The sequence below is a fragment of the Pseudomonas pharyngis genome (genome assembly GCF_021602345.1).
Lineage (GTDB): Bacteria > Pseudomonadota > Gammaproteobacteria > Pseudomonadales > Pseudomonadaceae > Aquipseudomonas > Aquipseudomonas pharyngis.
In genome coordinates this window covers 14,417-37,879 of sequence record NZ_BQID01000021.1, presented here as the reverse complement: position 1 = coordinate 37,879, position 23,463 = coordinate 14,417, and the positions used below count along the sequence as shown (strand labels likewise).

Annotated in this window: 29 protein-coding genes; 13 read left to right on the top strand and 16 right to left on the bottom strand. The window is 57.0% G+C overall.

The features are described 5' to 3' along the window. Positions 1 to 5: 5 nt before the first annotated feature. Positions 6 to 1,070: an alpha/beta fold hydrolase gene (locus tag L6D74_RS27460; RefSeq protein WP_236191229.1), complete on the bottom strand. Its 1,065-nt coding sequence runs from the start codon at positions 1,068 to 1,070 to the stop codon at positions 6 to 8. A 212-nt stretch (positions 1,071 to 1,282) separates the two neighbouring features. Then, a complete protein-coding gene (locus L6D74_RS27455; RefSeq protein WP_039773123.1) occupies positions 1,283 to 1,477 on the bottom strand; it encodes a PLDc N-terminal domain-containing protein in 195 nt (64 codons plus the stop codon). Positions 1,478 to 1,644: 167 nt separating this feature from the next. On the opposite strand from L6D74_RS27455, the gene L6D74_RS27450 reads away from it, so the two are divergent. From L6D74_RS27450 to L6D74_RS27435, 4 genes are all read left to right on the top strand, one after another. Beyond that, positions 1,645 to 2,481 carry an AraC family transcriptional regulator gene (locus L6D74_RS27450; protein ID WP_064595851.1) on the top strand — a complete coding sequence of 279 codons (837 nt, stop codon included), beginning with the start codon at positions 1,645 to 1,647 and terminating at the stop codon, positions 2,479 to 2,481. A gap of 51 nt (positions 2,482 to 2,532) precedes the next feature. Continuing rightward, positions 2,533 to 3,129, top strand: a complete 597-nt coding sequence (locus L6D74_RS27445) for a LysE family translocator (protein WP_236191227.1) — start codon at positions 2,533 to 2,535, stop codon at positions 3,127 to 3,129. Between the two features lie 108 nt (positions 3,130 to 3,237). Then, positions 3,238 to 3,945, top strand: coding sequence for a class I SAM-dependent methyltransferase (locus L6D74_RS27440; RefSeq protein WP_236191226.1), 708 nt, complete (start codon positions 3,238 to 3,240; stop codon positions 3,943 to 3,945). 116 nt (positions 3,946 to 4,061) lie between these two features. Then, entirely contained in the window at positions 4,062 to 4,757 is a 696-nt protein-coding gene (locus L6D74_RS27435; RefSeq protein ID WP_309295715.1) for a tRNA (adenine(22)-N(1))-methyltransferase, read from the top strand. 97 nt (positions 4,758 to 4,854) lie between these two features. On the opposite strand, the gene L6D74_RS27430 is transcribed toward L6D74_RS27435, so the two are convergent. Genes L6D74_RS27430 through L6D74_RS27420 form a run of 3 tightly spaced genes read right to left on the bottom strand, consistent with a single transcriptional unit; the run spans position 4,855 to position 7,401 of the window. Beyond that, the gene (locus L6D74_RS27430) at positions 4,855 to 5,439 is read right to left on the bottom strand and encodes an isochorismatase family protein (RefSeq protein ID WP_236191224.1); all 585 of its coding nucleotides are present in this window, start codon (positions 5,437 to 5,439) and stop codon (positions 4,855 to 4,857) included. A gap of 49 nt (positions 5,440 to 5,488) precedes the next feature. Then, complete coding sequence (locus tag L6D74_RS27425; RefSeq protein ID WP_236191222.1) at positions 5,489 to 6,325, bottom strand: pirin family protein; 837 nt, start codon at positions 6,323 to 6,325, stop codon at positions 5,489 to 5,491. Positions 6,326 to 6,336: 11 nt separating this feature from the next. Further along, positions 6,337 to 7,401 carry an alkene reductase gene (locus tag L6D74_RS27420; RefSeq protein WP_236191219.1) on the bottom strand — a complete coding sequence of 355 codons (1,065 nt, stop codon included), beginning with the start codon at positions 7,399 to 7,401 and terminating at the stop codon, positions 6,337 to 6,339. Positions 7,402 to 7,501: 100 nt separating this feature from the next. On the opposite strand from L6D74_RS27420, the gene L6D74_RS27415 reads away from it, so the two are divergent. Next, positions 7,502 to 8,383, top strand: coding sequence for a LysR family transcriptional regulator (locus L6D74_RS27415; protein ID WP_192564697.1), 882 nt, complete (start codon positions 7,502 to 7,504; stop codon positions 8,381 to 8,383). 70 nt (positions 8,384 to 8,453) lie between these two features. Then, complete coding sequence (locus tag L6D74_RS27410; RefSeq protein ID WP_236191217.1) at positions 8,454 to 8,618, top strand: DUF2986 domain-containing protein; 165 nt, start codon at positions 8,454 to 8,456, stop codon at positions 8,616 to 8,618. A 43-nt stretch (positions 8,619 to 8,661) separates the two neighbouring features. On the opposite strand, the gene L6D74_RS27405 is transcribed toward L6D74_RS27410, so the two are convergent. From L6D74_RS27405 to L6D74_RS27380, 6 genes are all read right to left on the bottom strand, one after another. Further along, a complete protein-coding gene (locus L6D74_RS27405; protein ID WP_236191215.1) occupies positions 8,662 to 11,040 on the bottom strand; it encodes a DUF3772 domain-containing protein in 2,379 nt (792 codons plus the stop codon). Positions 11,041 to 11,157: 117 nt separating this feature from the next. After that, complete coding sequence (gene arsH / locus L6D74_RS27400; RefSeq protein ID WP_064595868.1) at positions 11,158 to 11,847, bottom strand: arsenical resistance protein ArsH; 690 nt, start codon at positions 11,845 to 11,847, stop codon at positions 11,158 to 11,160. 11 nt (positions 11,848 to 11,858) lie between these two features. Next, entirely contained in the window at positions 11,859 to 12,329 is a 471-nt protein-coding gene (locus L6D74_RS27395; RefSeq protein ID WP_236191214.1) for an arsenate reductase ArsC, read from the bottom strand. A 9-nt stretch (positions 12,330 to 12,338) separates the two neighbouring features. Beyond that, entirely contained in the window at positions 12,339 to 12,686 is a 348-nt protein-coding gene (locus L6D74_RS27390) for a metalloregulator ArsR/SmtB family transcription factor (protein WP_085611839.1), read from the bottom strand. Positions 12,687 to 12,804: 118 nt separating this feature from the next. Then, positions 12,805 to 13,425 carry a LysE family translocator gene (locus L6D74_RS27385; RefSeq protein ID WP_064595875.1) on the bottom strand — a complete coding sequence of 207 codons (621 nt, stop codon included), beginning with the start codon at positions 13,423 to 13,425 and terminating at the stop codon, positions 12,805 to 12,807. 42 nt (positions 13,426 to 13,467) lie between these two features. Further along, entirely contained in the window at positions 13,468 to 13,935 is a 468-nt protein-coding gene (locus tag L6D74_RS27380) for a metallophosphoesterase family protein (protein ID WP_236191212.1), read from the bottom strand. Between the two features lie 134 nt (positions 13,936 to 14,069). Here L6D74_RS27380 and L6D74_RS27375 point away from each other — a divergent pair, with 134 nt between their 5' ends. From L6D74_RS27375 to L6D74_RS27345, 7 genes are all read left to right on the top strand, one after another. Beyond that, on the top strand, positions 14,070 to 14,471 hold the full coding sequence (locus L6D74_RS27375) for a hypothetical protein (protein WP_236191210.1): 402 nt from the start codon (positions 14,070 to 14,072) through the stop codon (positions 14,469 to 14,471). A gap of 413 nt (positions 14,472 to 14,884) precedes the next feature. Further along, positions 14,885 to 15,283, top strand: coding sequence for a hypothetical protein (locus L6D74_RS27370; RefSeq protein WP_236191208.1), 399 nt, complete (start codon positions 14,885 to 14,887; stop codon positions 15,281 to 15,283). Beyond that, positions 15,283 to 15,720 (top strand): hypothetical protein, encoded by a 438-nt coding sequence (locus L6D74_RS27365; protein ID WP_236191206.1) that lies wholly within the window; start codon positions 15,283 to 15,285, stop codon positions 15,718 to 15,720. The genes L6D74_RS27370 and L6D74_RS27365 overlap by 1 nt, the downstream gene beginning before the upstream one ends. 103 nt (positions 15,721 to 15,823) lie before the next feature. Then, positions 15,824 to 17,161, top strand: coding sequence for a potassium channel family protein (locus tag L6D74_RS27360; protein ID WP_236191205.1), 1,338 nt, complete (start codon positions 15,824 to 15,826; stop codon positions 17,159 to 17,161). A 356-nt stretch (positions 17,162 to 17,517) separates the two neighbouring features. After that, positions 17,518 to 18,012: a hypothetical protein gene (locus L6D74_RS27355; RefSeq protein WP_236191204.1), complete on the top strand. Its 495-nt coding sequence runs from the start codon at positions 17,518 to 17,520 to the stop codon at positions 18,010 to 18,012. 159 nt (positions 18,013 to 18,171) lie between these two features. Then, on the top strand, positions 18,172 to 19,074 hold the full coding sequence (locus L6D74_RS27350; protein ID WP_236191203.1) for a hypothetical protein: 903 nt from the start codon (positions 18,172 to 18,174) through the stop codon (positions 19,072 to 19,074). Between the two features lie 89 nt (positions 19,075 to 19,163). Then, on the top strand, positions 19,164 to 19,892 hold the full coding sequence (locus tag L6D74_RS27345) for a hypothetical protein (protein ID WP_236191202.1): 729 nt from the start codon (positions 19,164 to 19,166) through the stop codon (positions 19,890 to 19,892). A gap of 307 nt (positions 19,893 to 20,199) precedes the next feature. On the opposite strand, the gene L6D74_RS27340 is transcribed toward L6D74_RS27345, so the two are convergent. From L6D74_RS27340 to L6D74_RS27320, 5 genes are all read right to left on the bottom strand, one after another. Then, positions 20,200 to 20,562, bottom strand: a complete 363-nt coding sequence (locus tag L6D74_RS27340; protein WP_039773154.1) for a DUF6124 family protein — start codon at positions 20,560 to 20,562, stop codon at positions 20,200 to 20,202. Positions 20,563 to 21,014: 452 nt separating this feature from the next. Continuing rightward, entirely contained in the window at positions 21,015 to 21,932 is a 918-nt protein-coding gene (locus L6D74_RS27335; protein ID WP_236191201.1) for an AraC family transcriptional regulator, read from the bottom strand. Between the two features lie 81 nt (positions 21,933 to 22,013). Next, positions 22,014 to 22,271, bottom strand: coding sequence for an Atu4866 domain-containing protein (locus L6D74_RS27330; RefSeq protein ID WP_039773158.1), 258 nt, complete (start codon positions 22,269 to 22,271; stop codon positions 22,014 to 22,016). A gap of 19 nt (positions 22,272 to 22,290) precedes the next feature. Further along, positions 22,291 to 22,509, bottom strand: a complete 219-nt coding sequence (locus tag L6D74_RS27325; RefSeq protein ID WP_236191200.1) for a hypothetical protein — start codon at positions 22,507 to 22,509, stop codon at positions 22,291 to 22,293. A 186-nt stretch (positions 22,510 to 22,695) separates the two neighbouring features. Then, positions 22,696 to 23,460, bottom strand: a complete 765-nt coding sequence (locus L6D74_RS27320) for an SDR family NAD(P)-dependent oxidoreductase (RefSeq protein WP_011333890.1) — start codon at positions 23,458 to 23,460, stop codon at positions 22,696 to 22,698. Positions 23,461 to 23,463: the final 3 nt, after the last annotated feature.

The following is a 23,463-nucleotide window of genomic DNA, read 5'->3' as shown; positions in this document are numbered from 1 at the left end:
CCGCTTCAGAGGTGATCGGCGTCGATGATCGCCTGAGCGAAGGCTTTCGGGTCTTCCTGCGGCAGGTTGTGCCCGATGCCGCCGTTGATCAGGCGGAACTGGTATTTGCCGGTGAAGCGTTTGGCGTAATCCTCGGGCGCCGGGTGCGGTGCGCCGTTGGCATCGCCTTCGAGGGTGATGGTCGGCACGCTGATCGAAGGCGCGGTGGCGAGTTTCTGTTCCAGCGCATCGTACTGTTTTTCACCCTGCACCAGGCCCAGACGCCAGCGGTAGTTGAACACGGTGATCGCGACGTGATCCGGGTTCTGCAACGCCTTGGCGCTGCGGTCGAAGGTGGCGTCGTCGAACGCCCATTTCGGTGACGCCAGTTGCCAGATCAGCTTGGCGAAATCATGGGTGTTCCTGGTGTAACCCGCCTCACCACGGTCAGTGGCGAAGTAGAACTGATACCACCATTGCAGTTCGGCCTTGGGCGGCAGCGGATTCTTGCCGGCGGCCTGATTGCCGATCAGGTAACCGCTGACCGAGACCAGCGCCTTGACCCGCTCCGGCCACAGCGCCGAAACGATGTCTGCCGATCGCGCGCCCCAGTCGTAGCCACCGAGCACGGCTTGCTTGATCTTCAGCGCATCCATGAAATCGATCACGTCACTGGCCAGCGCCGCCGGCTGGCCGTTGCGCACAGTCTTTTCAGATAGGAAATGCGTGTCGCCATAACCCCGGGCGTACGGCATCAGCACCCGATAACCCTTGGCCGCCAGCAGCGGCGCGACGTCGTCGTAGCTGTGAATGTCATACGGCCAGCCGTGCAGCAGAATCACCACCGGGCCATTGGCCGGGCCGGTTTCGGCGTAGGCCACGTCCAATACGCCGGCCTTCACGTGCTTGAGCGGGCCGAATGGCAGGTCAGCCGTGACGCTGGCGGCTGCGGTCTTGATCGGCTCGGGGGCTGCGGTTTGGGCATTGGCGAACGCACCGAACTGCAGCAGCGCGGTGGCGAGAATCGACAGGCCCAGCAGGCGACGACGGTTTTTTCCAGTGTGGACGGCGGTGTGCAGTGCAGGCTTCATGGCGAGTCTCCTTGGTAATCGGTGAGGGCCGGGCGGTGGCTGAACCCTTCGAATCTGGAGTCCATTAAAGGCTGTCCACGTATCTGCGCTGTTTCCGTTTTCGTCATCTGATGCCCAGGCATGTATCCGGGCGGCATTCGTACACACTGCGATACAAACCAGCGGCCAACAAAAAGCCCCGAATGTTCGGGGCTCCTGCTTGCCTTGGGTTTTCAGGCCTGAGTAACCTGCTTTGGCCCGGCCAGCGCCCAGGCGATCAGCCCGAACAGCGGCACAAACACGATCAATACGATCCAGACACCTTTGTTGCTGGCTTTCCCCTCACTCTTGCGCACCCGGTTGATCGCCCACAATTCGATGAGCAAAAGCACGACGGCCAGTACGATCCACGTGGTTTCAATTTGCATGAGCTACCTCCTGATGGTCTTTGGCTTAGGCGGGCCGTGACACTCAGGGTTCATTAAATTTGCTGGATGGCCTGCCTGGCTCACGTGCACAAATGTTCTAAACCCATCGGCAAAGTCGCGGTAACGTAGACGTCCTTGACGAACAACCACTGCCTTCGGAGCCTTGCGTGGACAAACGCAACTGGATCGACTTGTCTCAGGATGCCGACACCGGGATCGAGTCGATTCGTGCCCACTTTCAGGGCCATGCCTACGATCCGCACTGGCATGACAGCTTTCTGGTGGGCGTCACCGAGCAGGGCGTGCAGCAGTTTCATTGCCGGCGCGTGCGCCATCTGAGTACGCCGGGCAAGATTTTCATGCTGGAACCGGGTGAGATCCACGACGGGCACGCGCCGACGGAGGAGGGTTTCACCTATTCCATGCTTTACCTCGACCCGCACTGGCTGGAGCGCGAATTGCGCGTGCTGTTCGAGCATGCTCCGGACAACAGCCAGCTCGGGTTCACCGATACCCTGAGTCAGGATTCGCGCCTGTCCACGGCCATCAATCAGGCCTTCAACGCCCTGCATCAAGGCGACTTGCGCATCGTGCGCCAGACCGCCATCGACACCTTGCTCGGTGCGCTGACGTCCCACCTCGACTGGCGCAAGCGCCAGCCGTTCGATCCGCGCCTGCCATGGGTGGCCCAGGTGGCGCGGGATTATCTGCATGGGCACGCCTTCGAGGACATCGGGCTGGACGACCTGGCCCAGGCCTGCGGGGTCGATCGCTTTCGTCTGACCCGTGCATTCAAGGCCGCTTTCGGACTGGCGCCGCATGCGTATCTGATCCAGTTGCGCCTGGCCCGCGCCCGCCAGTTGCTGGCGCGCGGCGAAACACCCGCGACCGTCGCCAGCGCCCTTGGTTTCGCCGATCAAAGCCATCTCGGGCGCTGGTTTCGCCGTGCCTATCACCTGACGCCAGCGGACTACCGCAAGCGCTGCTCAAACCTTCCAGACTGAACCCCGCACAACCGCGACCATGGCCTCCTGTTTTGATTCGGGAGTCCTGTCATGGAATCGTTGCTGCCTTTTCTGCTGTTTTCCTTCGTCGCCTCGATCACCCCGGGGCCGACCAATATTCTGGTGATGAGCCACAGCTCGCGGCGCGGTCTGACGGCCACCGTGCCGATCATCTTCGGTGCGTGTGTGTCGGCGGCGCTGGTGGTGTTGGTGGTCGGCCTCGGCGTGGGGGAAACCTTGCTCCGTTATCCGCGAGTACAGCAGGCCATGGCTTGGGCCGGCGTGTTGTGGTTGAGCTGGCTGGCGTGGCAGATCTTTCGCAGCACGCCGCCATCGTTGGACTCGGCGACAGCGGCTGATGGCGGCTTCAACGTATTCGGCGCCGCCGGCCTGCAATTGATCAACCCCAAGGTGTGGATGATGGCCGTGGCGGTGGTGAGCGTGTTTGCCGGTGGCAGCGAAGACACGGCGCGGATGGCGTTGTTGTCGCTGGCGTTTCTGCTGGTCAGTCTGCCGTGCATGACGGCGTGGGCGCTGCTGGGCGTGGGCAGTGCGCGGTTCTTTGGATCGCCACGGGCGTTTCGGCGAATGAATGCCGGGCTGGCGGTTTTGTTGTTGCTGTCGGCTTGGTTGGCGATGTTGGTTTAGGCATTGGTGTCTTCCACATTCCTGACGGGAATGCACCGCATGAAATCAATGAATTTCTATTATCGATCCTCCTGACGTAGGGTAATTCAAGGACACGGAGAAACGCCCTTGAACGCTTCCTCTACTGAAAAATTCGACACCTCCCGCGCCAATGAATATGGCAAGCAAAGCCGAATTGCGCTGGCGGGCTATGACGCTTGCCATGACCTTGCCGCGTGCATGCTGGCGGCCAGCCTCGGTAACGCGGGCTCGGCGCGGATTCTGGCGGTTGGCGCAGGCGGGACCGCCCAGGAAATCGTCGCGATGGGAAATCTGGAGCCAGGTTGGCGCTTCATGGCGGTTGACCCGTCCGAGCCGATGCTGGCGGCGGCGACCGAGCAGTTGCGGTCGCATGATTTGTTGGCGCGAACGGATCTGCATCTGGGGCCGGTCGACGACTTGCCTGCCGATGAGTCATACGACGCGGCCACGGTGATCGGCGTTCTGCATCATCTGGAAGGCGATGAGGCCAAGCGAGCGCTTCTGCAATCCATTCGGGCGCGTTTGAAGCCGGGTGCTCCGCTGATCGTGGCCGGCAATCACTACGCCTATGCGAGCCAACCGTTGCTACTGGAAGCGTGGGGACAGCGCTGGCGCCAGAACGGGGCCAGTGCCGATGAGGTGAAGGCCAAACTGGGGAAAATTCTTCAGGGCGCCGATCCTCCGCATTCCGAGGCGGCGGTTCAAAAGCTCTTGCATGAAGCCGGATTCGGCGAGGTCACCCGGTTTTTCAGCAGCCTGTTCTGGGGCGCGTGGTTGACGCGTCGAGTGCGTTGATCCGGGGCCGAGCGACGAATCCGACCACACGCATTTGAAATCCCCGCCATTGCCCCCCAGAATCGCGCCCCGATCCGGCCGCCAGTGCCGGGCGTTCAGAGTGAAAGGGGTTGCGGTTGAACGAACAGACATTGTCCATGCGCCTGGAGCGGGTGGCGGCGCACGTGCCTGCCGGTGCGCGGTTGGCCGATATCGGCTCGGACCACGGCTACCTGCCGGTGGCCCTGATGCGCCGTGGCGCGATCGCGGCGGCGGTGGCGGGCGAGATGGCCGAGACGCCGTTCCGTTCGGCGCAACGCACCGTGCGCGACAACGATCTTGAGCAGCAGATCACCGTGCGCCTGGCCAATGGCTTGATGGCCGTCGAACCGGCAGACGGGATCACGGCAATTACCGTATGCGGTATGGGCGGTGAAACCATCCGCGACATCCTCGAAGCCGGCAAGGCGCGCTTGAGCGGCCGCGAACGTCTGATCCTGCAACCCAACGGCGGCGAACAACCGCTGCGCCAATGGCTGATGGACAACGGCTATCGAATCCTCTGCGAAGACGTGCTGCACGAAAACCGCTTCGACTACGAAATCATCGTAGCCGAGCGAGGCGAGCCGGTGACTTATACCGCCGAAGAACTGTACTTCGGGCCGCTGCAGTTGCAGACGCGCAGTCCTGCGTTTGTCAGCAAGTGGCAGCATCGGTTGCGGCACAAGCAGCAGACGCTGAGCCACTTCGCTCGGGCTCGGCATGGGGTATGCGAGCAAAAGGTGCAGGATCTGAAGCAGCAGGTGCGCTGGATCACTGACGTGCTGGGGTGAAAACTCTCGGGGATGCTAATGAGGGGATCCTGTCCGAAGTCGGGTTTGCCCGGTACTGCGCCTGCCAGCGCCACGCCGGGCAATGATTCCAGCGCTATCAGCTACCAAAAGACTCCATCAACACCTGCACCAATTCACCGCCCTGAGGCGTCGCCCAGCTACCGGCCAGTTCGGCAATCAACTGGTTGGTGCTGGTCAGCGTGACACCGGCCTTGTCCATGCGGCGCAACGCGATGTCATCGGCTGCCTTGGTCGGTGAAGCGCCGGCATCGGCGACGACCTGGACTTCATAGCCATCACGCACCAGCGAGAGTGCCGGGTAAACGGTGCAGACGTCGTTGGTGACGCCGGCGATGATCAGTTTGCGTCGGCCTGTCGCCTTCACCGCGGCGGCGAAGTGTTCGTCGTCCATGGCGTTGACGATGCCAAGGCGTTTGATGCGGCTCGCAAACTCAGCCGGCAGGATCTGCTCAAGCTCACTCAGGAGCGGGCCTTGTGCGTGCTCTTCCATGCTGGAGGTCAACACGACGGGCATTTTCAGAATGCGCGCGGCCTTGGCGAGCAACAGGGCGTTGCGTTTGAGTTCTTCGAAAGCCATCGATTTGGCCCAGCCCATGGTCCCGACCTGGTGATCGATCAGCAGAAGGGCAGCATTGTCGGCACTGAAGTTTTCGTACGTCATGGTGGTTCTCCTGGCATTTGAAATGGGGGGAATGCCCCCGGTGGTGGAGTCAGCGAATATTCAGATTTCCAAAATCACCCCGTTGATAGCGGACCACGGCGGCTGTCAGGGCTTCTGAAGAAGCGAGCGCCATTGGGCCCTGCCAATGCACCGACTGGTTCAAGGGCGTGCCTGAGAAAACGACGGCCTTGGCGTTGCCGGTCGGCGCACTCAAGGTGACTCTACGATCCGCCCCTTGCGGGAGATTGACCGGTACTTTCGGATCGGACAGATCGAAGGGGTGGCCATCGACAGACACTTCGCCGTCTATGGGCATGACGAACGCCACATGACCTTCGGGAATCGACACACTCAGTTCGCGCCCGGCCTCCAGTGATATGTCCAGCAGTCGCACGTCGGTTGGCAGCGATAGAGGAGACACAACGTTGCGGAAGCTGCCCAGAGGCACTCGAACCTTCACGCCCGGCGAATGAACGACCGGCACCTCCTGAGATTCAACGCTGAAGGCAAACGGTGCTTGCGACTGTTTGTCCTCCGGCAGATTGATAAAAATCTGCAGCATGTGAACGGTCTTGCCGGGCTCGGCCGGAACTTCTTCGTGCACGACGCCATTGCCCGCCGCCGTCCAGTGCAGACCTCCGGGCTGGATCAGGTTGCGATTGCCCAGTGAGTCCTGGTTATCGATACCGGTTTGCGAATCCATAAACAGGTAAGACACCGCCGAGAACCCTGCATGAGGGTGGGCCGGAAACGTCGGTCCGCTGATCCAGGCGTGATCGACGCCCAAAAACGGGTCGATCGGTTTCGCATGCCGATCGCCTCGCAGGGTGAACGCCCTGAATCGGCTGCCGTGGTTCATGCGCTGCAAACGTGCGGTGGTGAGCATGGCTGCGTTCCTCAAGCCTCTGCGGACAGGGTCGGGTAGTCGATGTAGCCTTCTGGGCCCGGGGCGTAAAAGGTGTTTTTGTCCGCAGTATTCAGCTCGGCACCACTGCGCAAACGCTCGGGCAAGTCAGGGTTAGCGATAAACGCACTGCCAAACACCACCGCATCGGCCTGGCCACTGGAAATCAGGGATTCGGCGGTATCTTTGTCGAGACCGCTGCCGATCAGGTAGCGCCCGGCAAAGACAGGCCGCAGCGCTGCGTGGTAGTCGAACGTGGCACCGAACAGCGCGACATGCAGGTAAGCGAGATTGAAAGCGCGTAGTTGTTCGACCAGGTGCGTGTAGGTTTCCTGCGGGTTGGCATCGATGATGTCGTTGAAGTTCATCTCGGGCGAAATCTTGATGCCGACGCGGTCACCGCCAATCTCATCCACCATGGCGGCGAGCACTTCCAGCACGAAGCGGACGCGGTTTTCAACCGGGCCGCCATATTCGTCATCTCGCTGGTTACTGCCAGTGGACAGGAATTGCTCCGGCAGATAACCCGATGCCGCATGCAGCTCGACACCATCGAAACCCGCCTTGATCGCGCGGCGTGCAGCCTGGCGATAGCCTTCGACGACGGCGGCGATTTCGACAATGCTCAGGGCGTGCGGAATGATGAAATCCTGCAAACCGTTGGCGGTGTAAGTCTGTCCCGCGACCTTGATGGCAGAGGGCGCCTGCGGCTGAGCGCCGTTGGCGAGCAATGAAGGGTGGGACACCCGTCCGCAGTGCATCAGTTGCATGAAGATGCGACCGCCACGGGCATGCACGGCGTCCGTGACCTGCTTCCAGGCCGCCACCTGTTCGTCGGTTTCGATACCCGGCGTTCGGGTGTAGCCCTTGCCGAGAGCAACGGGAAACACGCCTTCGGAAATGATCAGCCCGGCGCTGGCGCGCTGACCGTAGTAAGTGGCGACCAGATCCGTCGGTACACCGTCATCATCGGCGCGCGAACGCGTCATGGGTGCCATGACGATACGGTTGGAGAGGGTGTGACGGCCGACCTGGATTTCAGAAAAAAGTGGGTTCATCGCGGTGCTCCTCAGCAGTGATGGAGCTATCATCAGTCAATTCAAATTCGGGATAAATCCGTCAAAATTGAAATGACTGATCCACTGGTGGAGCAATCTTTTGGAATATCTGAACGACATGGCGTTGTTTGTGGAAGTTGTGAAAATGCGCGGCTTTCGTGGGGCGGCGGAATCGCTGGGCATGCCCAACTCAACGCTTTCCCGGCGTATCAGTGGCCTGGAAAAGGCCATCGGCTTGCGTCTGTTGCACCGCACGACACGCCGGATCGAGTTGACGGAGGCCGGGCAACTTTATTTCGAGCGCTGCAAACGGATCGTGGAAGAGGCGAGGCTGGCGCATGAGCAATTGGGCGAAATGCTTGCCCGGCCCAGTGGTTTGCTGCGGGTTTCGATGCCGGTGGACTTTGCCACTATCTATCTGGCGCCGTTGATTGCCGAGTTTGCCCGTGAATATCCGGGTATCAGCTTCGATCTCGACCTCACACCACGACAGGTGGATCTGGTCAGCGACCCGGTCGATATCGTCATTCGGATGGGAGAACCGCCGAACTCAAACCTGATTGCCCGCAAGTTGGCGAGTATGAAGCGTGGTTTTTACGCATCGCCCAGGTATCTCGAACTGTTCGGGGAGCCGGAGCAACCTGCCCAACTCATCAATCATGAATGCCTCAGAATGCGCGGCTCCGGTTCTGACCGCTGGACACTTACCAGTGAAACAGGGAGCGAACAGGTGGAGGTCGGTGGACGTTTTGAACTCAACAGTGTGGGCATGCTCCGGCGCATGGCGTCTCTGGATCTGGGGATCGCGCTGCTACCGGAAGGTATCGCCGTCCAGGATGTGGCGAGCGGAACATTGCGCAGAGTGCTGGCGCAATGGCAGGCACCACCGGTTTCGGTCTACGCATTGACAGAGACGCGACTGCTCCCGGCCAAGACGCAACGTTTCATCGAGTTTCTGCGTGACAGGCTCGATTGCGCGTAAGGGGCACTCTGGGATCAGTAACGGATTGAAGCTGATATCATTCAACAACTTTCAAGCAGGCCAACACACCATGAACCGTCAGAAAAAACTGCAACAGCTCTTCAAGGAAAAATCCAGAAAGGCCAACGCCAAACTGGCACCCAAGAGCAACAAGCCGAAGTACATCAGCAAGGCGGATCGTCTGAAAATGGCGGCGGAAGCGGCTCCAGAGTCGACTGACACCCCTGAGGCCTGATCAGGCAGGCGCGCAGCGGTGCAGACCCCCATCAGGTTTTTCCTCAGGTACTTGGCGGCTTCGCCAGCTCAATCCCCGCCGCCCCCAGCCGCTTGAGAATCTCGAACAGCAAATCACTCTTGGTCGTCCCGACAATCCTCGGGCTCGCCACATACCCGGTCACCGTCAACGTAATCCCGTCCGGCGTCAGCTTGCTGAAGCGCACGAACGGCGCCGGTTTTTCGAGGATGGTTTCGTGTTCCTTGTAGGTGTCGAAGAGCAGGTTCTGCACCTGTTCGGGGTCGATATCCAGCGGGAACATCAGCTCCAGCGTCGCCACGCCCTGGGCGCTGCCGCCGAGGGTGACGTTGCGCAGGTTCTGCGAGATCAGTTGCGAGTTGGGCACGATCACGATCGAGCGGTCGCTGAGCTGGATTTCGGTGGCGCGCACGTTGATCCGGCGGATGTCGCCCTCGACGCCGCTGATGCTGATCAGATCGCCGACCTTGACCGGGCGTTCGGTGAGCAGGATCAGCCCGGAGACGAAGTTCTTCACGATCTCCTGCAAACCGAAGCCGATGCCCACCGACAGGGCGCTGACGATCCACGCCAGGTTGGTCCATTGCACCCCCAGCGATGACAGGGTCAGCAGGATCACCACCGCATAACCGATGTTGGAAAACAGCGTGCTGAGCGAGGCGCACATGCCCGGGTCCATGTCGGTCTTGGGCAGGAACTCGTTGTCGAGCCAGCGGCGCAGGGCGCGGATCAGGTAGATGCCGATCAGCAGCGCCAGCACCGCGTTGAGCAAATGGCCGGGGACGATGTTCAGCTTGCGCAGACCGGCGCCGCCGAGGATCGTGCCGATGTTGGTCGCCAGTTGGCCGAGTGTGGTGCCGATCCCGCCGACGAACAGGGTTATGACCGCCAGCAGCAACAGCGCGGCTCGGCCGAAACCGGCCAGCAGCGTTGAGGCCTGCTCAAGGCGTCGGTCGCCGACCCCCAGCAGCTGTTTCAGCGCCTTGCCGCTGGAGTGGCGGGGGGAGAAGAAGTATTCGCAGCTGTCGCTGAGCAATTGCATCAGCAGGTAAAACCCGGAAAACACGATAAACGCCCACACCAGTTCATAGGTGATGAACCGCGCCAGCGATACGTAACCCGTGAGCAGGGCGCCGAACGACAGCACCATCGCCAGGGTGGCAACGGTGTAAACCACCCCGGCGAAGGTGTTGCCCGCCACTTGGGTGTCACCGGCTGCGGCCAGTGTTTTGCGCACCCTGCCGACGCGCATCAGCAGCGTGGTGACGATGCCCAGCACCGCCAGCGCAATGATGCCTCTGCCTGCGAGCACAATCTGACTGCTCATGCCGGCGGCATTGCTGACTTGCACCGCCGTCACCAGCACCAGCAGCGTCGCGGCGAGGATCCGCGCGTAGGGATGCAGCGCGAGCGCCACCGGGTCAGCCACCGCCGGCAGTCGCCAGGACGGGTGCTCGGTCGAGAGCAACGCGCGGCTGAGCCCTGTGATCAGCACGCAGGCATAAACCACTTTCCCGAACTCATCGGAAAATGTCGCCAGCATCGGCGGCAACGGCACGTGACGGGTGCAGGCGTAATAGAGCAGTTGCAGGGCAATGGCGGTGGTCGCGAGAGTCGCCAGCGCCGAGGCGAACGCCAGCGAACTGCGGCGCAGTCGACCCTCCGGCATGCGGTGAATGCACACCCACGCCAGCCAGCGGTCGGCCAGCCGCCGACCCAGCGTCCAGACGACAAAGGCCAGTACCACCAGCAGGGCGGTGTAAAAGCGCTGACCCGGTTGCCAGGCTTCGGCGCCGGTCTGTTGCACCTGATCGACGAAAAGCCTCAGACGCTGGCGATCATCTGCCGACGGATTGACAAGGGGGGCCCAGAAGCCGGGATTCAGAATGCTGTGGGTGCTGAGCGTCAGTTCGCTTTCGAGCAAGGTGCGGCGGATACCGGCGATCTGGGTGATCAACTCCGTGGCGTTTTGCTTGAGGGTTGCAAGGTTCTTCAGCGCCGTATCGACTTTGGTTTTCTGCTCGATCAACGTCGCCCGTTGCGCGGCGATATCGGCTTGTTCGGCAGCGACCGCTTCGGCCGGCGCGGCACCGAGCACGCCCAGTTGCACGGTCAGTTGCGCCTGCTGCGGCAACAGCGACGCGGACAGCCGATCGATGTCCAGAATGAACGTCTGCACCCGGTCCTGCGGGCCTTCGAGCTGGTTGTAATTGTTGGCGGACGAGATCTGCTGCTTGAGGCCGTCGAGGCGCAGTTGAAGGGCTTGCAGATCGCTTTGCGTGACGCCGGGGAGCGGGGCGCCGACATCGGGCGTGCCGGGCAGGTCGGCGGCCGACACCATCGAGACACCCGGACAGAGCAGCGTCAGGGTGATGAACATCAATGACTTCAATGCATTACGCATGGGACTGGACGGTTCCGGTTGATCACACAAACATTGAGGTTAGGTGATGGGGCCGGAGGGCGCGGAAAAGTTTCGGTGACCCGGGTGACGGGCCACCGTTCGCGGCGTTGCGGTTATTCAGATCGACCGCTGATTGACCCGCTGCATCAATTCCTCCGCCGATTCCTTGCGCTCGGAATAACGATCCACCAGGTCCGGGCGATCACGCAGCAACAGCGTGAACTTCACCAACTCTTCCATCACGTCCACCACCCGGTCGTACAGCGCCGAGGGTTTCATGCGGTTACCTTCGTCGAATTCCAGATAAGCCTTGGGCACCGATGACTGATTGGGGATGGTGAACATGCGCATCCAGCGGCCCAGTACGCGCAGTTGATTGACCACGTTGAACGACTGCGAACCGCCGCAGACCTGCATCACCGCGAGGGTCTTGCCCTGGGTCGGACGCACCGCGCCGAGGGCCAGCGGCACCCAGTCGATCTGCGCCTTGAACACCGCCGACATCGCACCGTGACGCTCCGGCGAGCACCAGACCTGGCCTTCCGACCATTGCATCAGCTCGAGCAGTTCCTGGACTTTCGGGTGATCGCCCGGCGCATCGTCCGGCAGTGGCAGGCCGGAAGGATTGAAGATCCGCGTCTCGGCACCGAAGTGCTCCAGCAGGCGGGCGGCTTCTTCGACCAGCAAGCGGCTGAAGGAGCGCGGGCGGGTCGAGCCGTAAAGCAGCAGGATGCGCGGCTTGTGCGCGCCTTCGTCACGCGTGGTTGTTTGAACCAGTGAAGGATCGAGGTTGGGCAAATCGGTCATGTCGGCTCCGGTTACAGCGTGCTGATGCGGTCGAGCTCGCGCTTGAGGGCATCACGGTCAAGTTGGGCGAAGGGCAGGGCGAGGAAGGCCCGGCAGCGGGTTTCGATGCGGGCGAGGGTGGCGCGGAAGGCGGCGTCGATGGTGTCTTCATCGCCGCGCACATCCGACGGATCCTCCAGCCCCCAATGGGCTTTAAGGGCCGGGCCGAAGTACACCGGACAGACTTCACCGGCGGCCTTGTCGCACACGGTGATGACGATGTCCGGCGGGTTGTTCTCGAAGGCGTCGTTGCCCTTGCTGCTCAACCCGGCGATGGAAATGCCGGCCGCCTGCAACGTGGTCAGGCTGCGCGGCAGTACCTGGCCCTTGGGGAAACTGCCGGCGCTGACTGCTTCGAAACCGGCCGGCGCCAGATGGTTGAACATCGCCTCCGACAGGATGCTGCGGCAGCTGTTGGCGGTGCACATGAACAGAACTCGCATTTTCGATCCTCAGCAGCAGGCAGACGTATTGAGCGGGCGATCGCCCATAGCCGCCAGCCGTGCGCTGTTTTCTTCCAGCCAGGCGGTGTTGGCAGCGAGCGTGGTTTCAAGCAGCGTGCGAATCCATGCCGGCAAATCAGGGTTGAGCCGGTAATAAACCCACTGGCCCTGACGGCGATCCAGCAATAGACCGCAGGTGCGCAATTGCGCGAGATGGCGGGAGATTTTCGGTTGACTGTCATCCAGCGCACAGACCAGCTCGCAGACACACAACTCACCTTCACGGGTGATCAGCAGCGTGGCCCGGGCGCGGGTTTCGTCGGCAAGGCATTTGAAAACGGAGGCGGGGGTGAGCATGACGATGCCTTCAGTACATATGGTTGTCCGAATATACGGATATCCATATGTATTGGGCAAGCTTGGAGTTTGATGCCGGTGGCAGCTCTCGACCGAAGATTTGTTCAGCGCAGGCGCTTCAACGCTTACTGAACGCCAACCGCGCAGCAAACAACACGAAAATCATCCCGGTGGTGCGATCCATCCAGCGAATCACTTTCTCCCGGCGCAGAAACCCGGACAGCGGCTGCGTCGCGCCAATCAACACCAGCGACCAGATCAGCCCGAGCACCACATGAATGCTCACCAGCCCGAATGTCCACGGCACCAGCGGCTGACCTTGCGGAATGAACTGCGGCAGAAACGACACGTAGAAAATCCCGATCTTCGGATTCAGCACATTCCCCAGCATGCCCTTGAAAAACCAGTTCGCCCCCGGTTTGCCATCGGCCTCGGCCGGTGCCAGCGAACGGCGAGGGCGCAGCAGCATGTTCAACCCCAGCCACGCCAGATACGCCGCGCCGCAATACTTCAACAGGTTGTAGGCCAGCTCCGACACCGCAATCAACGCCCCCAACCCAAACGCCACCGCCGCGCCCCACAACAGACAACCGGCATTGATCCCCAACGCCGCACGCAACGCCTGCTGCTTGCCCTCGACGGTGGCGGTGCGCAGCACCAGCGCGGTGTCGAGACCGGGTGTCAGGGTCAACAGGGTGGCGGCGAGGGTGAAGGCGAGGAGGTTGTCGGCGATGGACATGGTGCGTGGGTTCCCGGTACTGGATGGGGAACGGTAGCGGTTTCAGGCGGGTGGATCCAGCAGGGAAATCAGGCGCGGTTCGATGCGGTCGGGTTGTATCTCGAGGATCGCCAGCGTCACCGGCAACTTGAAACGCCGAGGACCGGCGCTGCCGGGGTTCACGTAGAGACGGTCGCCGCGCCATTCGATGCGGGGCTTGTGGGAGTGACCGGTGATGATGAGCTTGATGCCCGGATCGAGATCAGCGGGGACATCGGCGATGTCGTGAACGAGGAGGGTTGGCCAACCGTTGAGGGTGAAGGTCAGGAGGTCGGGGAGGTTCTCGGCCCATGGGCTGTTGAGGTCGTTGTTGCCGCGCACGGCGTGGACCGGGGCGATTTTGACCAGTTGGGCGAGGATGTCCGGGTTGCCGATGTCGCCGGCGTGGATGATCTGGTCACAACCCTGGAGCGCGGCGAGGGCTTCGGGGCGGAGGAGGTTGTGGGTGTCGGAGATTAGGGCAGTTTTCATGGGGGCTCTCCGTTGGTGGTTTGGGTGGGAGTGGCTGGTTTCGAGCCATAGCAGAAGTTCGACAGCACATCTGGCAGTATGGTTTTCTGACAAACCTGCCCTGAGTCCATGGCAAAACCGAGCACTTTCACCCCATGAACAAAGGTCTGAGTGACGACAACCTTGATTACGTACTTGCGGTCCTTGAGAAGGCCTCAAACCCGGAATTAAGTGTGATGTGTGAGCATCTGCAGATTGACAGTCGCGATCTGTTGAATCAATTGGCGATCTCAGTAGCAAGACTGTTTATCACGGGCACGCGCGATTTTCATTACTGTGATGAGGTGATGAATATTGTCATCAGCGATATCGTCGACTTGTCCATGTACGCGGAAATGCCCCAGCCGGCATTTTCTATTTACCAGGCATTTGATGCAGGCGAGTATTGGCACAGCGACGATGACCGGGATGTGTTTCCTTGGGAGAAGTGGACGCGGCCGGAGCTGATGAGAATTTTGCGTGAGGTCGACGACGGCGCAAGCGGGCTTTCGAAGTAGGTTCGACTTGAACCCCGAAGCACTGCTTTTGGCTGGTGGCGGTCGCTAATGAGTGGCTGAGTTCGGCCAAAAACGGACGTTCGCAAGTGGCCGCTAACGGCCGAAAACGGTCACTCAAAAAAGGCAAGAACGACCCTAGACTGCCGGTGGAAACCTTCTGAAAGTCGCTTGGAGCGGCGAGCGGAGCCCCGCAGGATCGTATTTGAACTGCACAGACCATTAGCGAGTGGCGGATACGGAGCAAGGATACGGTCCGCTACATCCTAGATGTGTAACCAATGATGCCCTTTGTAGCTACACCCAGCATCTGACGGAGCGGCAAGAGATGACGCAGATTTGGGCTGATTAGGTTGTGGCTGCTGACTCAGTAGGCGGGTTCAGTTAGGATAGGAAAAGAGTGACAGAGCAGATGAATGCTCGGCGAATGGGGATCATTGCCTCGACTGCTTTGGATTAGGAGAATTAGATTGGCCGGAGAAAGTCTACCGCAGTGGCTGCTTGCATTGGTGGCCGTTGGAGGATATGCGAAGTTGCACTTCTTCGCATTTAGCGGTGCTTTTGTTCTGTATGTGATGAATCGTCTCAATAACAGGCAACCTTTCTCCTTGTTTGCGGCCCTTAATATTGATGTGGGAAGTAGCGGAAAGCCAAAAACAATATTTGGCGATATGGTTTTTTCCTCTATGATTGGAGCGATTATAGTTCTTCCATTAACGGGCCCAACAACCATAAGCCAAGCACTAGCAGCAGGACTTGGTCTGACTGGCATACTGTCGGCTTACTCCAAGTCTTCTGGTAAGGAGGATAATTAATGATCGACGCGCGCGACACAATTACTGACCTTATTTCGACACTTCACGAGAAAGCAGCGGACTACACTGTAAGGGCCTCTGACGAAGGAACGGAGGGGAAAAATCTTCTTTCTTTATCTCTCGTTGCAGGTGGCGCCGCAGCTCTCGCTTCTTCAGGCATAGCTGCAGCATTGCCCGTTGCTGCTGCCATATTCGCAGCTGGTAGTGTATTGGGCTGGATTAAGCTTAAGAGAAAGTTAGAGGATGATCATCTCTCTGCGTTTTTAAAAGAAAAAGCTCATGAGCTCCAAGCTGATGTGGATATAAAAAAGTTGATCACTGATATCGAGAGCTTGAAGGCTCAAATAGATGCGCTCAATGTCAAGGGGCCGGATATCAGCGAGATATCTACCAAGGTCGAGACATCTCTCAAAGAGCTCTCCGAAAGCAAAGTGTAGATTTGGCCACACTTCTGAGAAAAGAGGACTGATTTATTTTCTGAGAAATGAAATAGTCTCCTTTTCGGCTCATTTTTTTGCTGCAATCGAATAGAAGACATGTATGAGTGCCGAGATTTTTTGGAAAATGGAGCCTGAACAGTTTAACTCTTGGCGCAAACATAATGATTACCCACGACTATTTAAAGTGTTTCGTGAGAAGCTTCCCCATTTTGACACTTGGCTTTCAAATGAGGGTCTTAACGCTGAAATAATTTTTGATAACGGATTTGCTCGCTTCTTAGGTACGGATGAACCGCTCATCTTGTGTGAGTATGAGGGCGGCGATCTTTATTTATTCGATGAGTCTCTAGAGCAACTACCCTCAATACGAAAAGCCGGGTGGATTCTTTCTGAGAGAAAATATTCGCCATATTTCTACTGGCTTAGAAGGCACTACGGAGAGGAAAAATATAGTGCTGCGGAAAGAGAGTTTCGGATTTCAAGCTGGCGGGGTGGTATTCCATATTTTTATGAGTTGCCATTGTTACAGTTAGGAAACATTAAATTAAATCAAGCGATAATATCAGGACGTCATCTTGACTTTTGTTGCTTGGACGGGCTCCAAATGGTTGATTGTCACAGTAATCAACACACATATGTTTGGTATTCAAGTGCAATTGGTTTGACTTTTTATGGCGGCTCGGCTTTCTGGAGTTTTAATAAAACATCTTGCTGGATGCATGGCAATGTCGGTTACAGAAAGGAAATGCTGTTAACTGATGGAATCTTCCAGGACTTTCATTTCAAAGATTCAGACCCACATTTGCACTTGGTTCGCAGCAAACTGAATATGAGTTCAGTGTCAGGAGTTGACTTTGAATGCATTCTGGAATATTCATCATTCGATAGTGTCGCGTTTGACGCAGGAGAAAATGGGTGCGCGAGTCACTTGGCAAAAGCAAAATTTTTCGGAAAAATAAAATCGCTCTACTCGAGCACCGCAAACAGCGTAGATGCGGGTAGGTATTTCTACGAAGAGCAAAAATGTTTATTGCTTGCACAGCTTCATCCATCAGTTACATATCGTTCTAAATGGTTTAAATCTAGCCCTCTGAAAAAAGCAAAAATCCTAACGCAAAGTTATTTTCGGCTTCTGCTATACGTTACTAGCTTCATTGCTTGGGGGTTCGGTGAGAGGCCAGCTAGAAGTCTATTCGCTTCCATCGCACTTATAGCGGTCTCTGCACTTCTATATTATTTTTTTCCTGGATCCGTCACTGTGAATGATATGTGGAGTTCGTTGTACTTCAGTATCGTTACTTTCGTGACATTGGGCTATGGAGATATCTACCAAAAAGTTACTCCATTGCGAATTTACTCGTCTCTCGAAGCATTCGGCGGAATGTTTTTGATCGGTCTCTTCCTTGCAGGATACGCCTCAAAGAGCAAGCAATATTAATTACAAAAGGGGGTGATTTATTTCCTGAGAAATAAATCACCCCATTTTTATTCTTTTTTTTCTGTCCCTTTTTGCTGCCGTTTTTGCTGCCGCCCCCCCCCCCCGCTTTACGCGCCTGGTATGTCATGATCCATGCGATCACCTAGCAATGGCACGCGATATGCGTCGAGCAGGTCGGGCATTTGAATTGCACCCTCATCCCAGCACACTAATGAACCGATGGCCTGTTCCAATCTCTGTCATGGGTGATGCTCATTTGATATCATTGATTGCCCGTCAAGCCGGGGCCGATATCGCGGTTAGCGCCGATATGCGGGCGATCTTTTTATCATCCATTTGTTGGCAGGAGATAGACGTTGAGTGAAGGAAATGGGAGTGGAAAGTCGCCATTGTCGAAGGGAGTTATCGTCACTCGGTCATCGGTTTGGGCTACGTATGAGGTGCTTCTGACGTTGATGCCGGTGCTTATTTGGCTTTTTATTATCTATTTTTCGAAGCCCGAGTTTGAGATTTCCCTGCAGTTTCCGGCGTTCTCTTTTTTCTGTGTTTCTATCTGGGCGGCTTGCATTAGGGAAATTCCGAGAACACTCGTGGGGGGGGATCCAGTTCAAGACAAATTTGAACGGGAGTGCTCTTTGGCCATTGCGATTCTAGGATTCGTGATTTCGCTTTTGTGTCTCGTCTTCGCTGCGCTCAGGAGCACCGGCAGCATTCCTCATATTTGGGGGGCTTTTTCCGTGGTTGTGGCGACTGCCGGAGGGCTCGGTATCCTCATGCTTTTCGTGATGATCTCGATAAAAATCCAGCGTGTGGAATATGGGCGCTACAACCTACCTCCAGCGATCAAATAGGATTGAAAGAAAAGGGGGCTGATTTAATTTGCGAGAAATAAATCAGTCCCATTTTTATTCACTTGCAATATTTATTTGCTTTTTATAAGTGGCAGATAATGGCCGGAAGCGGACGCTCAACAAAATATTTTTTGATTAAAATAGAGGATGGAAAAAACTATGACAGCCGGCCAAGAGAAGCTAAAGTCAAAGGTTATGGAGTGGCTTCAGGAAGAAGGATACCCATTAGAATTTTATACAGCAGCAGTTTTCTCAAAGAACCACTTTGAAGTGATTCAAGGTGCGCATGTTCTTGACAAAACTGGGAAAGCGCGCGAGCTAGACATAATAGCGGGGCACAACAGAGTAACAAACAGTTCAAATTTTAAGCTGTGTAGGGTAGTTGAATGCAAGTGGAGCGGTGATAAGCCTTGGGTATTGTTCAAAGATAGCAGCACGGTTCTCTCCTCCATTCAAATCGCCAACTTAATATCATCAAAATCAGGTGAGGCACTCACTTGGGCAATGGCAGCTGACAATTCGATTGCTGATTTACCTATTTTCTCCAGTAGAGGACTCTCATTTTCCGGGCGGCAGGCCCTAGGCAAAAGCGACTTATTCTATCAAGCAGTGCAAGGTGTTGTAACAAACAGTATTAGTTTGGCTCGACAGTACGATGAAATATACCCAGCGGAGCATCCAGACAAAGAAGTTACTGTTTTCGTAGCACTGCCCACGATTGTTGTTTCTGGTGAGCTATATGAGGCTAGCTATCAGGCAGACAATGATGAAGTTAAACTGGAGTCAGTGAAGCACTCACGTCTGTTTTGGCAGGGAAATGAGGATCGCCGCTCTGGAATTGTGGTTGATATAATTACAAAGGATTACCTCTCGGATTTCCTAAATGAGCAGCACTGGCAAGTTGGAAGACTTCTAAATGAATTCGGCAGTCAACTTAATCTCTTGCAGTTTAGTTTTAGTAATAAAACCACAAAATTCCTTCAAGTTCCGGACTGTCAACGCGGATATATAGGGAGGCCTGAATTGCTAGAGAGAATGCAGAGAGAAAGCGTCAGGTCATAAAATAAGCACCCAAGTTAATGCATAGACAGCCTAAGGCACTCAAAAAACCACATTCTCAATACCCCCCCCAAAAAAAAACTGGAGCTCTAATGAATTGCCTAATTTGCGGGACTTCTCCAACTATAAAGTCTCACCTTATACCAAAATCCATGGCTCAAGAGGTACAAGTGGGGAAAGCCCATGCTGTAGCTATGAACCCTAATAGTTATGTTTACACTCAGTCCGGAGTGTTTGAGCGCGAGATTTTGTGTGTAGGTTGTGATAACAAGCTTGGGGGTTTCGAAAATATTGCAATTAAAGCATTTCGTAATATACGTCAAGACGCCAAAGGTGAAAGTTATCGCGAGTGCACTTTGAAGGGGGTGGCGGGTGACGACATTCTTCGATTTGCGGCTGGGGTTCTTTGGAAATATAGTGTTGCATCCGAAAAGAATGGGAGGGTAGCTCTCGGGCCCTACAAACAAGTCCTAGAAGATATTGTTTTTCATAACAAGCCGATACCATCAAGCGTCGACGCTATCCTTTTCCGCCTTAAAACTCATGATGCAGACGATGGAGTATTCGCCTATCGGCTGCCGTCGCCAGATCGGCAAGAACTTGTTAATGGCTATCGACTCCTTGTGGGTGGTATGTTTATTTTCATAAAACTTGATAAGCAATCTCCTCAGAATGGGGCCCTACAGAGGGGTTCTATACGAGGCAATCCTGACTTGCGCTACACCGTGATGCCGGCTCAAAATTTTGAAGAGTATAAACGTGCCGACGAGCTGGCACATAGCGGGCAACTTTCTTCATTCCTAGATAAGCAAGATGTTTAAAGCGATCAATTAGTAGAGAAATCGCGAAATATAATTTCCTTTTCTGCGACAAGCTGGCTGATTTACATCAACCGTGCCTAACGCTTTGGCACCTAAAGAAAATTAATTTCAAATCTCCGGCAGCACAATGAAAAAGCCTAAGCTGCCGACACCGTCTCCCTAGGATCGATACATGATTTCCTCAATGGGGGGGAACAGTCTCAAGTGACCGGGTACTTTTGGCCGAACGCTGCCATTCCCCATGGCAGCTTCGGTCAACGCTCAATCCCTCTGTCGTCGCGTTAGATCTGCTCGCAAAGGACAGCGTTTAGCTCTTCACCTCAACATGATCCAACGCCTGATTCACCGCCAACTCGCTCAACATCACCAGCTGCGCAATCCCGATCGCAGTCTTGCGATGGGCAGGCTCTAGCGTCGCAGCAAAGTTGTTAAGCATTTCGCTCGCGGAACCCAGTGATTCGCTGGCGTTGGCCAGCAGGGATTCGGTGTCGTAGGCCGGGTTGGCCAGGTACATGGGGTCGTGTTTGTGGTGGCTGCCCATGACTCGTTGCTGCGGAGTGAGGTAGTGATCGAGGGCGCGTTCGGCGGCTTCGTTGAGGGTTCGGGAGTCGGGGAATTTGTAGGGCGAAACCGGATCGGTTTCTGGTGGGTTGGGTGTTGGTTTGAACATGGATGAATCCTCTAGCGCGATTACCAAAAGGAACCATCACCCTTCGCTACCAAACGTTGGGTGGCGGCCATACGCGGGTTGGTAGACCGGTCGCACTAGAACCCGGCGCCCACGAATGAGCCCCACGCATGACCACCATGAAATCTGAGCCCAGAGAAAGGGCTGCACACGGTGACGCCATGAGTCTAGAACGAAGCGGGCTACCAAACCCCATCACTGTTTTTCAGTGACCCGGAAACGATAAAACCCGCGTCCCAGACGCACAAGCCGGCGGATTCTGGCGTAGTCGTAGGTAATGACGCAAGGCGTTGTAGCCTTGAGGAAGTAACGCTGAGTGTCTTTAAACAGCAAAGGCCAAAGCCCTTAAACAACCTCCGATGGCTCCTTCAATAACCTTCGTATTGGATCTTTCCCCGGCGCGCTGCTGCCCTGAACGGGCTCCGGCCAGGCCATCACGCAGGATTCCGAACCCGGCTGGCATCTCTGGAGGGCGGGCACCCGAACTGGCGACTGTATTCCCGACTGAATTGCGACGGGCTTTCGTAACCCACTCGATAACAGGCGCTCGCCACATCCAGCCCTTCGCCGAGCAACAGCCGGCGGGCTTCCTGCAGGCGCAGTTGTTTCTGATACTGCAGCGGACTCATGGCTGTCACCGCCTTGAAACGATGATGCAATGTGGAGTTGCCAAAGTTGGCGACCCGGGCGAGTTCTTCGATGCGCAAGGGTTGGGTGTAGTGGTTGTTCAACCAATCGATTGCCCGCGTTACTCGCCTTGTTTGCGAGTCGCCGAGGGCAAGCTCGTACAGACGACGGCCGTGCACGCCTCGCAGGAGGCGGTAATACAACTCGCGAAGGGCGAGCGGTGCCAGCATGCCGATGTCTTTTGGTGTTTCCAGCAGCCGGACCAGTCGAAGCATGGTTTCCAGCAGGGGTACATCGACTTGCTCAAGAAAAAGGCCAAGCTCCGGCTCGTCCGGGACGCCTGCCGGCGGAGCGTCGGCGATGACCTGAGCGATTTCCGTGGACTCGAAATCAAACCGGATACACAGGTAGGGCGCCTCCGGGCTGGCCATCAGCACGCGACCGGACACCGGAAGGGTGACCGAAACCACCAGGTAGCTGAGGGGGTCGTACAGGTAGTGGTCGTCACTCAGGCCGATTTCCTTTTGCCCTTGCACGATCAGGCAAAGTGCCGGTTTGTGCACGGTATGGATCAGCTCCGAAGGTGCATCGAAACGGATGATATGCAGGGGAGCTATGGCGGTCTCATAGATCCCGGGTGTGGTAAAGCGTTGCGTCAGCAGGCGAACCAGTTCGTCACGGTAGACGGCTGTGTTTTGAAGGATGAAAGCATCGCTCTGTTCCATTTCAAGGCTCTCACAAGTGTTCATGAGCGTCTGCCTGAAGCTTTTCAGGCAGACGATATTCACCCGACATCAACAAAGTACTCATTGCCGATAGAGGATCATTCCGGCGTGATACAGCACGTCGTCATGAAAGTGGCCATCAGCGGTGAAGCCGGTGTCGTCCCAGTACTGGATGTAATCACCGACCAGTTCGTAGCGGCCCTGATAGGCGCTCTTGTTTTTACCACGGGCCTCGTCGTAACGACCAGTCGTCAGAAGCTCATGACGGATGAATCCATCCGCGGTGACCCACATGCCTGCGTAACGATGGTCCTGAGTGGTTTTTTTGGCATCTTTCATCACTTTTCCCCTCGGATGTTCAGACTGAGCCGATACGGCCCAAAGCCGTGCGATCAGAGCCGTTTTCGGCAACGCGAAAACCCGGAGTGCGATCACTGCCACCTTCAGTAACGCGCATGCCGGGGGTTCGATCAGCACCGTCAGAGGCCAGGTACAGGCTGGTCGAGGAAAGGTTGATCGCGCAGGCCACCATCGCGCCGATCACCAGTGAAAGGGAAAGCCGTTTTGCGTTTTTCATTGTTCAGTCCTCATTGACGTTGTTCATCTGAGCGGCCTGCCGTGGCCTGTGTCTGCATCCGTTGCGTGCTTTCAGATTACGTAGCCGAGCGCAGCGGTGTTAGGACGAAACTGCCGCAGATTTGCCTGATCCTCTCGGGCTTGTCGGGCTTGTCGGGCATGTCGTGCGGCGCGTTTGTGCTGCGGCTCAGCCGGCCGTGACAGTCATGCCGCCGTCGGCCATGACCACCGAACCGACCATGAAGCTGGCCCGATCCGAGGCGATGAACGCGACCACTTCGGCGATTTCTTCCGGTTGGGCGGCGCGGCCGATCGGCGCCGCTTCGCCATGTTGGGCGAGAAAGGCAGGGCCATCGTCGACCACATTGTTGAGGATGTTGGTCACCACATCGCCGACACCGACAGCATTGACGCGGATGCCGTGGCCAATGACCTCAAGCGCCAGGGTGCGCGTAAGTTGAGCCAGCGCGCCTTTGGAGGCGGTGTAGGCGGCAATGGTGGGGAAGGCGAAATAGGAGGCGTAGGACGCGATGTTGACGATCGATCCGGATTTGTTGGGCATCATCGCTTTGACCGCCTCCCGGCTATGCAAAAAGGCCGCCGTGGCGTTGACCGCCTGAATGCGTTCCCAGTCTTCGCGGGTCATGTCGATCACCAGTTTGTTGATGATGATGCCGGCGTTGTTGACCAGAATGTCCAGCCGTCCGAATTGCTCGACGGCCAGGGCGACTGCGCGTTCGGCTGCCCCGTCCTGAGTGATGTCGGCCACCAGGGGGACCAGGCCGGGGCGGGCCAGTGCTTCCACCTCAGGGTTTATATCTTCAGCAATGACCTGGGCGCCGCGAGCATGCAGCAGCAGTGCGATGGCCTTGCCGATGCCACTGGCCGCGCCAGTGACCAGCGCGACTTTACCGGCCACTTCGTTTGGGGTGCTGTTCTTGAAGTCGGTCATGAT

Bases quoted from the DNA above. Each gene is read 5' to 3' on its own strand.
- L6D74_RS27390 (WP_085611839.1), bottom strand. From the start codon at position 12,686: ATGCTCACCCCCGCCTCCGTTTTCAAATGCCTTGCCGACGAAACCCGC.
- L6D74_RS27425 (WP_236191222.1), bottom strand. From the start codon at position 6,325: ATGCTCACCACCGCACGTTTGCAGCGCATGAACCACGGCAGCCGATTC.
- L6D74_RS27325 (WP_236191200.1), bottom strand. From the start codon at position 22,509: ATGAAAAACGCAAAACGGCTTTCCCTTTCACTGGTGATCGGCGCGATG.
- L6D74_RS27360 (WP_236191205.1), top strand. From the start codon at position 15,824: ATGAGTGCCGAGATTTTTTGGAAAATGGAGCCTGAACAGTTTAACTCT.
- L6D74_RS27455 (WP_039773123.1), bottom strand. From the start codon at position 1,477: ATGCAAATTGAAACCACGTGGATCGTACTGGCCGTCGTGCTTTTGCTC.
- L6D74_RS27405 (WP_236191215.1), bottom strand. From the start codon at position 11,040: ATGCGTAATGCATTGAAGTCATTGATGTTCATCACCCTGACGCTGCTC.
- L6D74_RS27460 (WP_236191229.1), bottom strand. From the start codon at position 1,070: ATGAAGCCTGCACTGCACACCGCCGTCCACACTGGAAAAAACCGTCGT.
- L6D74_RS27410 (WP_236191217.1), top strand. From the start codon at position 8,454: ATGAACCGTCAGAAAAAACTGCAACAGCTCTTCAAGGAAAAATCCAGA.
- L6D74_RS27385 (WP_064595875.1), bottom strand. From the start codon at position 13,425: ATGTCCATCGCCGACAACCTCCTCGCCTTCACCCTCGCCGCCACCCTG.
- arsH (WP_064595868.1), bottom strand. From the start codon at position 11,847: ATGACCGATTTGCCCAACCTCGATCCTTCACTGGTTCAAACAACCACG.
- L6D74_RS27420 (WP_236191219.1), bottom strand. From the start codon at position 7,401: ATGAACCCACTTTTTTCTGAAATCCAGGTCGGCCGTCACACCCTCTCC.
- L6D74_RS27395 (WP_236191214.1), bottom strand. From the start codon at position 12,329: ATGCGAGTTCTGTTCATGTGCACCGCCAACAGCTGCCGCAGCATCCTG.
- L6D74_RS27375 (WP_236191210.1), top strand. From the start codon at position 14,070: ATGAACAAAGGTCTGAGTGACGACAACCTTGATTACGTACTTGCGGTC.
- L6D74_RS27370 (WP_236191208.1), top strand. From the start codon at position 14,885: ATGCTCGGCGAATGGGGATCATTGCCTCGACTGCTTTGGATTAGGAGA.
- L6D74_RS27330 (WP_039773158.1), bottom strand. From the start codon at position 22,271: ATGAAAGATGCCAAAAAAACCACTCAGGACCATCGTTACGCAGGCATG.
- L6D74_RS27365 (WP_236191206.1), top strand. From the start codon at position 15,283: ATGATCGACGCGCGCGACACAATTACTGACCTTATTTCGACACTTCAC.
- L6D74_RS27345 (WP_236191202.1), top strand. From the start codon at position 19,164: ATGAATTGCCTAATTTGCGGGACTTCTCCAACTATAAAGTCTCACCTT.
- L6D74_RS27335 (WP_236191201.1), bottom strand. From the start codon at position 21,932: ATGGAACAGAGCGATGCTTTCATCCTTCAAAACACAGCCGTCTACCGT.
- L6D74_RS27380 (WP_236191212.1), bottom strand. From the start codon at position 13,935: ATGAAAACTGCCCTAATCTCCGACACCCACAACCTCCTCCGCCCCGAA.
- L6D74_RS27350 (WP_236191203.1), top strand. From the start codon at position 18,172: ATGACAGCCGGCCAAGAGAAGCTAAAGTCAAAGGTTATGGAGTGGCTT.
- L6D74_RS27430 (WP_236191224.1), bottom strand. From the start codon at position 5,439: ATGACGTACGAAAACTTCAGTGCCGACAATGCTGCCCTTCTGCTGATC.
- L6D74_RS27320 (WP_011333890.1), bottom strand. From the start codon at position 23,460: ATGACCGACTTCAAGAACAGCACCCCAAACGAAGTGGCCGGTAAAGTC.
- L6D74_RS27445 (WP_236191227.1), top strand. From the start codon at position 2,533: ATGGAATCGTTGCTGCCTTTTCTGCTGTTTTCCTTCGTCGCCTCGATC.
- L6D74_RS27340 (WP_039773154.1), bottom strand. From the start codon at position 20,562: ATGTTCAAACCAACACCCAACCCACCAGAAACCGATCCGGTTTCGCCC.